General features: G+C 40.2%; 7 protein-coding genes, 8 tRNA genes, 1 rRNA gene and 1 pseudogene. 1 reads left to right on the forward strand and 16 read right to left on the reverse strand.

The features are described 5' to 3' along the window. Positions 1 to 229: 229 nt before the first annotated feature. Positions 230 to 1,451: pseudogene (locus J7E77_RS08260) on the forward strand (IS110 family RNA-guided transposase). Positions 1,452 to 1,671: 220 nt separating this feature from the next. Here the strand turns inward: J7E77_RS08260 and glmS are convergent. From glmS to rrf, 16 genes are all read right to left on the reverse strand, one after another. Beyond that, complete coding sequence (gene glmS / locus J7E77_RS08265) at positions 1,672 to 3,474, reverse strand: glutamine--fructose-6-phosphate transaminase (isomerizing) (RefSeq protein WP_214713462.1); 1,803 nt, start codon at positions 3,472 to 3,474, stop codon at positions 1,672 to 1,674. 475 nt (positions 3,475 to 3,949) lie between these two features. Then, positions 3,950 to 5,302, reverse strand: a complete 1,353-nt coding sequence (glmM, locus tag J7E77_RS08270) for a phosphoglucosamine mutase (RefSeq protein ID WP_214713463.1) — start codon at positions 5,300 to 5,302, stop codon at positions 3,950 to 3,952. 38 nt (positions 5,303 to 5,340) lie between these two features. Beyond that, complete coding sequence (locus tag J7E77_RS08275; protein WP_214713464.1) at positions 5,341 to 6,570, reverse strand: CdaR family protein; 1,230 nt, start codon at positions 6,568 to 6,570, stop codon at positions 5,341 to 5,343. Continuing rightward, positions 6,563 to 7,390, reverse strand: coding sequence for a diadenylate cyclase CdaA (gene cdaA, locus J7E77_RS08280; protein ID WP_214713465.1), 828 nt, complete (start codon positions 7,388 to 7,390; stop codon positions 6,563 to 6,565). The genes J7E77_RS08275 and cdaA overlap by 8 nt, the downstream gene beginning before the upstream one ends. Positions 7,391 to 7,520: 130 nt before the next feature. Further along, on the reverse strand, positions 7,521 to 8,147 hold the full coding sequence (locus J7E77_RS08285) for an anti-sigma factor family protein (protein ID WP_214713466.1): 627 nt from the start codon (positions 8,145 to 8,147) through the stop codon (positions 7,521 to 7,523). A gap of 18 nt (positions 8,148 to 8,165) precedes the next feature. Beyond that, positions 8,166 to 8,729: an RNA polymerase sigma factor SigW gene (sigW, locus tag J7E77_RS08290; protein WP_214713467.1), complete on the reverse strand. Its 564-nt coding sequence runs from the start codon at positions 8,727 to 8,729 to the stop codon at positions 8,166 to 8,168. A 268-nt stretch (positions 8,730 to 8,997) separates the two neighbouring features. Then, positions 8,998 to 9,894: an arginase gene (gene rocF / locus J7E77_RS08295; RefSeq protein ID WP_214713468.1), complete on the reverse strand. Its 897-nt coding sequence runs from the start codon at positions 9,892 to 9,894 to the stop codon at positions 8,998 to 9,000. Positions 9,895 to 10,417: 523 nt separating this feature from the next. After that, a tRNA-Lys gene (locus J7E77_RS08300) sits at positions 10,418 to 10,490 on the reverse strand. 2 nt (positions 10,491 to 10,492) lie between these two features. Beyond that, a tRNA-Gln gene (locus tag J7E77_RS08305) sits at positions 10,493 to 10,567 on the reverse strand. Between the two features lie 49 nt (positions 10,568 to 10,616). Beyond that, positions 10,617 to 10,701, reverse strand: a tRNA-Tyr gene (locus J7E77_RS08310). Between the two features lie 22 nt (positions 10,702 to 10,723). Continuing rightward, positions 10,724 to 10,796: transfer RNA gene (locus J7E77_RS08315), tRNA-Thr, on the reverse strand. Positions 10,797 to 10,819: 23 nt separating this feature from the next. Further along, positions 10,820 to 10,895, reverse strand: a tRNA-Val gene (locus J7E77_RS08320). A gap of 41 nt (positions 10,896 to 10,936) precedes the next feature. Then, positions 10,937 to 11,011: transfer RNA gene (locus J7E77_RS08325), tRNA-Glu, on the reverse strand. 21 nt (positions 11,012 to 11,032) lie between these two features. Further along, a tRNA-Thr gene (locus tag J7E77_RS08330) sits at positions 11,033 to 11,105 on the reverse strand. Between the two features lie 27 nt (positions 11,106 to 11,132). After that, positions 11,133 to 11,207: transfer RNA gene (locus J7E77_RS08335), tRNA-Asn, on the reverse strand. Between the two features lie 14 nt (positions 11,208 to 11,221). Then, positions 11,222 to 11,338, reverse strand: a 5S ribosomal RNA gene (gene rrf, locus J7E77_RS08340). Positions 11,339 to 11,459: the final 121 nt, after the last annotated feature.

Consider the following 11,459-nt stretch of genomic DNA (forward strand, 5'->3'; position numbering starts at 1 on the left):
CACCACAGAGAATGAAAATGGTCACTAAACGTCAATACTGATTCTACGGCTGGAGAGGAAGGTCGCTGAACTATGGTGCGTTAGAGCCCATCCGTTAGTCTGACTCCACCGACCACGGTGCACCACTGACTGTCGCTCCCTTACGGGAAGCACACATGGTAGATTAATCCTATTCTGGTTGTTGCACCAGCCTCTAATTATAATGATCGCCGTAGAAAGGATGTTTTCAATGGATGTAGTCATTGAAAGAGCATGCGGTATGGATGTCCATAAGGACAATATTACTGCCTGTATTTTGACACCTAAAGGAAAGGAGATTCAAACGTTCTCTACTAAAACTGTATTTCTATTACAGTTGGTTGACTGGATTAAACAACATAATTGTACCCATGTCGCCATGGAAAGCACGAGTGTATATTGGAAGCCAATTGTTAATTTACTAGAAGCTGAAGATATTGAGTTTTTAGTTGTAAATGCACAACATATGAAGGCTGTTCCAGGACGTAAAACAGATGTTAAGGATGCAGAATGGATTGCCAAACTTCTTCGTCATGGACTACTTAAAGCCAGTTATATCCCTGACCGAAATCAACGTGAATTGCGTGAACTCGTTCGATATCGTCGAAGTATTATCGAGGAGCGTGCCAGACAACATAATCGAATCCAAAAAGTATTAGAAGGCGCGAACATTAAGTTGGGATCTGTGGTTTCAGATGTGTTGGGCGTTTCAGCACGAGATATGCTTGATGCCATTGCCGATGGTGAAGAGGACCCTGAAAAACTAGCGAATTTCGCTCGACGCAGTATGAAGAAGAAGAAAGAAGAACTGGAACTCGCCCTAAAAGGCTATATCAATTCACATCAACGCCTCATGTTAAAAACCATTTTAGGTCATATTGATTTTCTTACTGAGCAAATCGAGATGCTTGATAAGGAAGTTGCGGACAGAGTCAGCTCTCATCAAGAAGATGTATCACGATTGGATTCGATTCCTGGTATAGCGACCAGAATGGCTGAGCAAATTCTATCCGAAATTGGGACTGATGTGAAGAAACAATTCCCCACTGCAGCTCATATGTGTTCTTGGGCAGGATTAGTTCTTGGGCAAAATGAAAGCGCTGGAAAAAGAAAATCAGCCAAAACTAAAAAAGAAATAAGTATTTAGATCGGCGTTAACAGAAGCAGCTCATTCAGTAAGAGGATCCAAAAACTATCTCGGAGCACTGTATAGACGTACAGCATCCCGAAAGGGTAAGAAACGTGCTGGTATTGTAGTCGCTCACGCAATGTTACGTATCTCTTATTATCTCTTAACCCGAAAAGAAATGTATGTAGACTTAGGCGAAGACTACTTTGAAAAGCAGAGACAACAATCTATCGTTCGGCATTCACTGAGACGACTCGAAAGTTTAGGATACACAGTTACGTTAGAAGAACCTAAAGCCTCTTAATCCAGTCACTTTCTAAACCATAGATCAATGAATCTGGCGCTCTCCCCTTTCTCCTTTCAAATTTTTTTTGAAATCTTTATTAACAAAAAAAGACCCAACCCAGAAATTGGATTGAGTCTTACTTGATCAAATTTTTATGCATACTTGTTGATTGATAATTTTTTAAGTCAGTTCCCGACTTTTTTGTCTTTCAACAGTTTATTAATTAAAACTCTTATTTTTACTCAACAGTCACCGATTTAGCAAGGTTACGTGGCTTATCGACGTCACAGTCGCGGTGCAGTGCAGCGTAGTATGAGAGTAACTGCATTGGTATAACAGAGATCAGAGGTGTTAATAATTCATTTACTTCTGGAATCACAAAGCTGTCTTCGTCGCGATCTAATCCCTTCATCGAAATGATGCATGGATTAGCTCCACGAGCAACTACTTCCTTCACATTTCCGCGCAGGTTCATGTTTACACTTTCTTGAGTAGCCAAGGCAACAACCGGTGTACCTTCTTCAATTAAGGCGATCGTACCGTGCTTTAATTCGCCGCCCGCAAAGCCTTCTGCTTGAATATAGGAAATTTCTTTAAGTTTCAAGGCACCTTCTAAACCAACGTAGAAGTCAATCCCACGGCCGATGAAGAAGCAATTGCGAGTTATGGATAAAAATTCTCTTGAGATATGCTCAATAAGCTCTTTCGAATCACAGAGAACTTCCATTGCGTTCGCAACAATACCAAGCTCTTTTACAAGATCAAAGTCAATTTCTAAGCTGCGGCTTTTGGCAGCAACTTCAGCTAAAATAACTAATACTGCTAACTGTGCTGTATATGCCTTCGTTGAAGCAACAGCAATTTCAGGACCTGCATGTAATAAAAGCGTATAGTCCGCTTCACGAGAAAGCGTTGAACCTGGAACATTTGTAATCGTTAGTGTAGGGTAACCCATCTCTTTTACATTAACAAGAACGGCACGGCTGTCAGCTGTTTCTCCACTTTGTGAAATGAAGATAAATAACGGCTTTTCAGAAAGAAGCGGCATGTTATAACCGAATTCACTGGAGATATGAACCTCGACGGGGATTTTTGCCATTTTCTCAATGAACTGCTTCCCGACAAGTCCTGCATGATAGGAAGTACCAGCTGCAATAATATACAGACGATCCGCTCCGTTTAAAGTATCGATGATTTCACGGTCAATGGTTAATTCACCTTGCTCATTTTGATATGTTTGGATAATACGGCGCATCACAAGCGGCTGTTCATCAATTTCCTTCAGCATGTAATGGGGATATGTTCCTTTTTCAATATCACTAGCATCAAGTTCAGCTGTATATGGTTCACGGCTGATAATTTCACCGTTCAGATTCTGTATTGTTACTTTATCCTTTGTTACGATAACAATTTCTTTGTCCATTAATTCCACGTACTGGTCAGTTACTTGCAGCATCGCCATTGCATCACTTGCCACAACATTGAAGCCTTTACCTAAACCAACAAGCAGTGGGCTTTTATTTTTGGCCACATAAATGGTTTCATTATCTTCTGCATCTAAAAGCGCTAGTGCATAAGAACCATGTAAAAGAGTCAACGTTTTACGGAAAGCCTCTAATACTTCCAAACCTTCGTTTACAAATAACTCAATCATTTGAACAATAACTTCTGTATCCGTTTCACTTTCAAACGTTACGTCAGATAAATATTCCTGTTTTAAAAGATCGTAGTTCTCAATGACCCCGTTATGAACGAGCGTAAAACGGTCAGATGTACTTTGGTGCGGATGGGAATTTCCTTTACTTGGCACCCCATGTGTTGCCCAGCGTGTATGTCCAATCCCGATATGTGCATGTACATCCTCATCAACAATGCTGCGTAAATCAGCAATACGACCTTTTTCCTTAAAAACATGAATTCCGTTCTCATTCTTTACAGCGATTCCAGCTGAATCATAGCCTCTATATTCGAGTTTTTCTAAGCCTTTTAGTAAAATCTCTTTCGAGTCTCTATTCCCAATATATCCAACAATTCCACACATTCTTCTGTTTCCTCCCTATCCAGGGGGCAATAATGCTTGGAGGCAATACTTGCCCCCTGATCAATGTTATGGTCAGGTATCTGTCTATACCCTTTTGAAACATTACTTCTAGTATGCGCATTTTCTTCTCTTTGTGCACAGAGTTGCCCCTGTGTTTTAAAGAAGAAATTTTCGGTTGTGCGTCTCAACCGGGAGGTATCCGCCGAACATTCGATACTCCTCCTCCTCGTCAACTAACCTCACCACTTTAGGTTAGTCCAGGCGCTTTTAAAAGGACAATTCTCTTCCTACCCACCTTTCATTAAAAATATGCATTCATTCTGCTTTGAAAAAACAAAGCAAATTAATACTACTATGATTGAGCGTCTCCGTCAACCAAAATTAGGGATTTTCACCTTTCTCCTTACTTATAACTCATACATAATAAAATATGCATAAAGGAAGCAGATCGTTCCTTTATGCATATATATGGGTTTTATTCTTCCTTTAATTCCATTTCTTCTTTGACAACTGCCACAATCCTGTTCACATAAGATTCACAAAGTTCCTCTGTCGATGCCTCTGCCATGACGCGAACAAGCGGTTCCGTTCCTGATGGTCGGACGAGAATTCTCCCGTTTCCTGCCATTTCTGCTTCAACTTGCTCAATAACCTCTTTTACCTTTGCATTATCGGTTACATGATGTTTATCGGTTACTCTCACATTGACAAGCTTTTGCGGGAATTTTTTCATTTCACCAGCTAACTCAGAAAGAGGCTTCCCAGTTGCCTTCATAATATTGACTAATTGCAGCCCTGATAATAAACCGTCACCTGTGGTGTTATAGTCTAAGAAAATAATATGACCTGATTGTTCGCCGCCCAGATTAAACCCATTTTTCTTCATTTCTTCGACAACATAACGGTCACCTACCGCTGTCGGTACACTATGGATCCCATGTGACTCAAGTGCTTTATAGAAGCCTAAATTACTCATAACGGTTGATACAATCGTCCCATGCTTTAAGCGGCCTTGTTCTTTCATATATTTGCCGCAAATGTACATGATTTGGTCCCCATCAACAATTGTTCCATTTTCATCAATCGCAATCAAACGGTCTCCATCTCCGTCAAAGGAGAGACCTACATCGGCACCTTTTTCTTTGACTAAGGCTGCTAGTGCTTCAGGGTGTGTTGAGCCCACTCCTGCATTGATATTTAAGCCATTGGGAGAGGCGCCCATTGTTGATAGGTCCGCATCTAAATCGGCAAATAAGTGTGCCGCTAGCGACGACGTTGCCCCGTGTGCACAATCTAAGGCAATATGGATTCCTGTAAAATCTTCATCCACACTATTTTTCAAATATTGGAGATACTTTTGACCGCCCTCGAAATAATCCATGACTTGACCAAGTTCCGAACCCACTGGTCGAGGCAGTTGATCTTCTGGTAAATCGATGAGCGTCTCAATTTCTAATTCCTGCTCATCGGAAAGCTTAAAGCCATCGGGACCAAAAAATTTAATGCCGTTATCAGCCACTGGATTATGAGAAGCAGAAATCATGACTCCTGCTTGGGCACCTAAAGCTTTGGTTAAATATGAAACACCTGGAGTAGATATAACTCCTAAACGCATAACTTCGGCTCCAATGGATAATAACCCTGCCACAAGGGCTCCTTCTAACATATGGCCAGATATACGCGTATCCCGTCCGATGAGTACTTTGGGACGATTTTTATCCTTTGTTAAAACATATCCGCCATAGCGGCCTAATTTAAAGGCCAACTCAGGTGTTAATTCGCTATTTGCTACTCCACGTACCCCGTCGGTCCCGAAATATTTTCCCATTTTAAAAATCTCTCCTTCAACATGTGTATTGCTAGATATTAGGCATTATTTTTTTCGATCGTAATTTTCGCTGATGATTTAATAGGTTTCCACTTTACAGCCGAAGGTCCTTCCACGTGAATGTCCACTATATGATCCCCTTCTACAAGGCCAGACAAATCAATAAAGACTTTGAAATCCTCAGGCCTAATGCTGCTAACTGCCGAAGAGGGACCATTAATAAGTATATTTATCATTTGATTTCCCGGATCGTTAATCGTGGCCTTATATTCTTCGGATAATCCTTGAATGTTTAACGGTACATCCGAAACTGTTTTTTCTTCTTGTTTTTTGACCACAACGGTTGCTTTTACGATTTGCGGGGTAACCTTTGTAATTCCATTAGAGATGATGACAGGCAATGTAAGGGTGGTGTTATCGGTAATTTTACTGAGATCAACCTCAACACGGACATTATCCGTATTTTTAAGAACATCTTCATCCCCTGTGATTGTTGCCTCTTTTTCATCGATATCAATCGATTCAATCGTCACACCTTCTGGGGCAGTACCATTTCTAACAATTTTTATCGGTACAGTCTTACTGTTGCTTTTTATTGGTATCGTGATTTCTACCGTTTCCGGATCCACCACTACATTTAACTTATTTAGATCTTTGTCAAGAACTTGGACATGAGCCTCTTCTGAAATGGTTTCTTTCAGCTGATCTTTTTCCTCAAGGGCAGCCTTTACATAAGTAATCCGGTCGATGACACTTTTGGCACCGGTAATCTTCACTTTATTTGGCTCGACAACGGGTTGTCCTGCAGAATAACCAGCTTCTATTTGGCTCGCATTAAATTCTGCCTCAACTTTAAATTCCTTAGTGATTTTTTCCTGAACAGATACATTTACACTAGCTGGTTTCACAGTCGCACTCAATTTATCTGACAGGTCTCTTACTTTTAATTTTACTTTCTGTTTCCCAATTTTAGCTTTTGATAAATCTACGTAAACCTCAAAGTTCTTCAACGCTTTGGCAGACTGAATGTGCGTTATAGGTCCTTTTAAAGTGATATCAACCGTGGCTGGAATTCCTGATACCACTAGATTTTCCGTATCATAATAAACCTTTACAGGAATATTGGTAATGGTTTCTGTTGATTGCTCTCCTGGCACATTAACATCCGTTATTTTTTTACCTGTATGTGGTACAGAAGAATATAAAAGTACCGCTAACAACAAGGCAAGAATTTTAATAAACCAAGGATTATCCATCAATTTATCCATTATTTTTCCCCCTCCAGTTCCAACGAGCTGAAGAAGCTTGTTTTGTTTTCAAATGAATTAACAATTCACTCGTAAGTAATTCTTTCAGTTGCTCTGTATTAATCGCTCGGTGAAGCTCCCCGTTCTTTGTAAGGGAAATATGACCTGTCTCTTCAGAAACAATGACAGTGACACTATCAGTCACTTCACTTATTCCTAATGCAGCCCGATGTCTGGTTCCCAGCTCCTTAGAAATAAACGGGCTTTCGGATAACGGCAGATAGCATGCGGCTGCTGCGACATTATTTTTTTGGATAATTACCGCACCATCATGGAGCGGTGTATTTGGGATAAAAATATTAATCAACAATTCAGAAGAAATATTGGAATTTAGCTGGATCCCCGTTTCTATGTAATCGCCCATTCCCGTTTCTCTTTCGATCGAGATTAACGCCCCAATGCGGCGCTTTGCCATATAATCAGTTGCCTTAACAATCGCCTCAACCGTTTTTTCCGGATCTTCATCATCCAGATTACTGCTTCTTGAAAAGAACTTCCCCCTGCCTAATTGCTCAAGGGCCCTTCTAAGTTCTGGCTGAAATATAATAATAATCGCAAGAAACCCGTATGTTATCGCCTGTTCCATCATCCAGCTTAATGTTTGGAAGCCTAGAAACTCGCTGACAACTCTGACTAGAAGAATAACGAGAATGCCTTTTAGTAATTGAACGGCCTTCGTTCCTCTAATCACATTGATCAGCTTGTAAATGACATACCATACGAGGACAATATCAACAATACTAGCTAAATACTTCCATAGTTCGAAATCAGCAAACGGCATTGTTCTTCCTCCGTAATTTTCTTTAACACAAATAAATTACAACCTATTTATTATACCATAAATACCTCTTGTACCTATTATATGTATCTGGGTAAAAAAACAAATCACCCGGTCAGAGTGATTTGTTTTTTTATTTGGTTTCCGGTTGGTCTTCCAATATTTGAACCACATCTTGTGCGGTCCTTTTAATATGATACCAAATCCAATCGAACACTTCATTTACCTCTTCAATCTGCCCTGTTACATGTCCTGCAGAGGCCAAATATTTTTCACCATTGATAACTGTCACATCACCTTGGACTTCACCTTCAATTTCTAATGTCCCATTTCGAACAATGACATCGCCCTTGACCGTCTCACCTTTAGGTACAATAACCGTATTATTTTTAACTACTAAGTTTTTTTGCTTCGATACAGAAAACTCTCGATCTTGATTCCAAGTAGAAAATACGCTTCCCATCATTAATATGAGAAATAAAGAGGCAGCTGCAAGCAAAGGATGGTTTTTCAACCAACGCTGCATCCAAATCTTTCGTTTCTCTTTTGGTAAACGAGACAATACATTCGCTGTAAAGTCATCAGGTACCTGCATATGTGACACACTCTTTACAAAAGCGATCGTCTTATTTAGCTCATTAAATATAGCTTCGCATTCTTTACAGTTTTGGAGGTGTTCTCTTAATATTCGTTCTTGATCAGGTGTAATTTCTTCATCTAAGTATTCATGCATTAGTTCGATGATTTGTTCTGGACACATTAACAGTTTCACCTCTTATCACACATATCGTAATTGTTGTCTTAACGCTTCCCGGCCACGGTGAATCCTTGTTTTAACCGTTCCAAGTGGTAAATCAAGAATTTCGCTAATTTCATTTAAGGACAACTCTTCAATATATTTTAATACGATGGCTGTCCGATATTTATCGGGCAGTTTTAATATCTCTTTCTGGACCGTATCCTGCAGCTCTAAGCTTTCTACTTCTGACTCTGGCAGTGGTGTGTTCGAAGGGATTTGCGAATACATTGTTAATCCTTCTGTCCCTGCAACCTCTGCATCTAAATAATGATCCGGTTTCTTTTTTCGCATTCGGTCAATACACAGATTGGTTGCAATCCGAAAAAGCCAGGTTGAAAATTTCATGTCTTGATTAAAGGTTTTGATATTCACATAAGCACGAATAAAAGCTTCCTGTGCCATATCCTCAGCTTCATGACGATTTCCAAGCATCCGAAAACATAGTTGATAAATACTATTTTTATATATTTCAACGATTTCACCAAAGGCGTCTTGGTCCCCTTTGATTACTTGTTTTATTCTCTTTTTTACAATTGCGTCCATTACATTACCTCAGCTCCATTGCTGCTATCCGATAATACGAATCGTTAGCAAAAAAGTTTCGTTTTACACGAAAAAACTTCTCAATACCTTTAATATTAACAAAAATTTACTAAAAGGGCTTAATAATTAGTTTAAAGATTTTATGAAGGGAGATAAATTGGCACGGTTTTTAATTCTTTGACAAGAAGAAAATAGAAAAAAGCTGCATCTCGCTAGAAGAACAGGTTGGCCCGTTTACTTACGAAATGCAGCTTTACTTATTTATTTTTTATAATAATTTTTCTCCGAATAATGAGCCCATCAATTCAACTGCCACTTTAGCAGTTTTATTTTTTTCATCTAAAATTGGATTTACTTCTACAAATTCTGCTGAGGTAATGATTTTTGCTTCTTCTAACATCTCCATAGCAAGATGACTTTCTCGGTAGCTGATTCCACCCATAACTGGTGTTCCAACGCCTGGAGCATCATTTGGGTCTAGGCCATCTAAATCAAGTGAAAGGTGGACACCATCTGTCTTCTCTTTCAGGTAAGCGATGGTTTCTTCCATTACTTTGGCCATCCCCATCCGATCAATTTCATGCATTGTATAAACTTTGATTCCTATTTCCTTTATTAAATCTTTTTCTCCATCATCCAGCGCTCTTGCACCAATAATGACTACATTTTCAGGTTTAACTTTAGGACCATATCCACCAATCTCGGTTAACAAGCTGTGCCCTAACCCGATACTTACGGCTAGTGGCATTCCATGGATATTACCAGATGGGCTTGTCTCAGCCGTATTTAGATCCCCATGTGCGTCATACCAAATGACACCAAGATTTTTATAATGTTTAGAGACACCTGCTAAAGTACCAATAGCAATACTATGATCCCCGCCAAGCACTAGCGGAAACGCACCCGACTCGACAGCAGCATCTACTTTTTCAGCCAACAAAGCACTTTTCTCAGCAACTAAATCAAGATTCCGCAAATTGGATTCTTTATCCACCACAACTTCAGGCCTGCCAATTGGAATATCACCTAGATCATGTATTTCATCAAATAGTGGCTTAAGTCGTTCAACCATTCCAGCATAACGGATGGCACTTGGCCCCATATCTACCCCTCGTCGCATTTGACCTAAATCCATTGGCATTCCAATAATTGAAAGCTTACTCATATTAATTCCTCCTACCCCTTTATGTATCTATTTTAACCGCTTTCATACCAATGACTCAACTCGACAAAATTATGTATATATATACGATAAAAAACCTTAAACCATTGGTTGGTTTAAGGCAGGGATGTACAATAAGAAAAAATGAACGTTCGGTTCCATTTTGACTAACGAATTCAAACTTCACAGATATGATTGGCGACAGTTTGATTGTTATTTCATAAATTTTTGCCGCCAATAGCCCTTATGGTCGATACTTTATTCTTTTTTCATGCATTTTTGCCGCCAATAGCTCTTATTGGCGATACTTTATTGCTTTTTTCATGCATTTTTGCCGCCAATAGCCCTTATTGGCGATACTTTATTGCTTTTTTCATGCATTTTTGCCGCCAATAGCCCTTATTGGCGGCACTTTGATGCTTTTTTCATGCATTTTTGCCGCCAATCGCCCACTGACGACACTTTGTTTCTTTTTCATAAAAAAAGAACCTTGGAGATTTCTCCAAAGTTCCTGGCTGTTACTATATGAGCCATGAAGGACTCGAACCTTCGACCCTCTGATTAAAAGTCAGATGCTCTACCAACTGAGCTAATGGCTCTCTGGCTGGGCTAGCTGGATTTGAACCAACGCATGTCGCAGTCAAAGTGCGATGCCTTACCGCTTGGCTATAGCCCAATAGAGATGTAGTATTATCTAGTATGTCCAACTTTTTTAAAAATATAAATGGTGGAGGGGGACGGATTCGAACCGCCGAACCCGGAGGGAGCGGATTTACAGTCCGCCGCGTTTAGCCACTTCGCTACCCCTCCATATTAAAATTTAAAAAAGCAGTGCCGGCGAGAGGACTTGAACCCCCAACCTACTGATTACAAGTCAGTTGCTCTACCAATTGAGCTACCCCGGCATGTAGTTAACATAATTATATTATGGTGGAGAATGACGGGCTCGAACCGCCGACCCTCTGCTTGTAAGGCAGATGCTCTCCCAGCTGAGCTAATCCTCCACAGCAATGAAAGTTATTTTACGCTAGTGCATAAAAAACTTTGGTGACCCCTACGGGACTCGAACCCGTGTTACCTCCGTGAAAGGGAGGTGTCTTAACCGCTTGACCAAGGGGCCATACTATTATAAAAATAGGAAAGCTTCCAAGCGGGCTCGAACCGCTGACCTCTTCCTTACCATGGAAGTGCTCTACCTACTGAGCTATGGAAGCATAGCTATATATAAGTTTACATAAAAATGGCTCCGCAGGTAGGACTCGAACCTACGACCGATCGGTTAACAGCCGATAGCTCTACCACTGAGCTACTGCGGAACAATAATATTTCAGCCTGGCAGCGTCCTACTCTCACAGGGACGCGTGTCCCAACTACCATCGGCGCTGAGAAGCTTAACTTCCGTGTTCGGTATGGGAACGGGTGTGACCTTCTCGCCATTACTGCCAGACTATTTTCAAGACATTATTTATTATAATATCTTTTTGAAATTTTTCAAGAGGAAAATTAATTTTTTTCATTCCCTCAAAACTAGATAATGCAGAAGAAGTTGTAAAAACGAGTATACCTTA

The sequence above is a fragment of the Bacillus sp. ISL-77 genome (genome assembly GCF_018613105.1).

Excerpts from the sequence above, each read along its gene's own strand:
- glmS (WP_214713462.1), bottom strand. The coding sequence starts at position 3,474 with ATGTGTGGAATTGTTGGATATATTGGGAATAGAGACTCGAAAGAGATT.
- glmM (WP_214713463.1), bottom strand. The coding sequence starts at position 5,302 with ATGGGAAAATATTTCGGGACCGACGGGGTACGTGGAGTAGCAAATAGC.
- J7E77_RS08275 (WP_214713464.1), bottom strand. The coding sequence starts at position 6,570 with ATGGATAAATTGATGGATAATCCTTGGTTTATTAAAATTCTTGCCTTG.
- cdaA (WP_214713465.1), bottom strand. The coding sequence starts at position 7,390 with ATGCCGTTTGCTGATTTCGAACTATGGAAGTATTTAGCTAGTATTGTT.
- J7E77_RS08285 (WP_214713466.1), bottom strand. The coding sequence starts at position 8,147 with ATGTGTCCAGAACAAATCATCGAACTAATGCATGAATACTTAGATGAA.
- sigW (WP_214713467.1), bottom strand. The coding sequence starts at position 8,729 with ATGGACGCAATTGTAAAAAAGAGAATAAAACAAGTAATCAAAGGGGAC.
- rocF (WP_214713468.1), bottom strand. The coding sequence starts at position 9,894 with ATGAGTAAGCTTTCAATTATTGGAATGCCAATGGATTTAGGTCAAATG.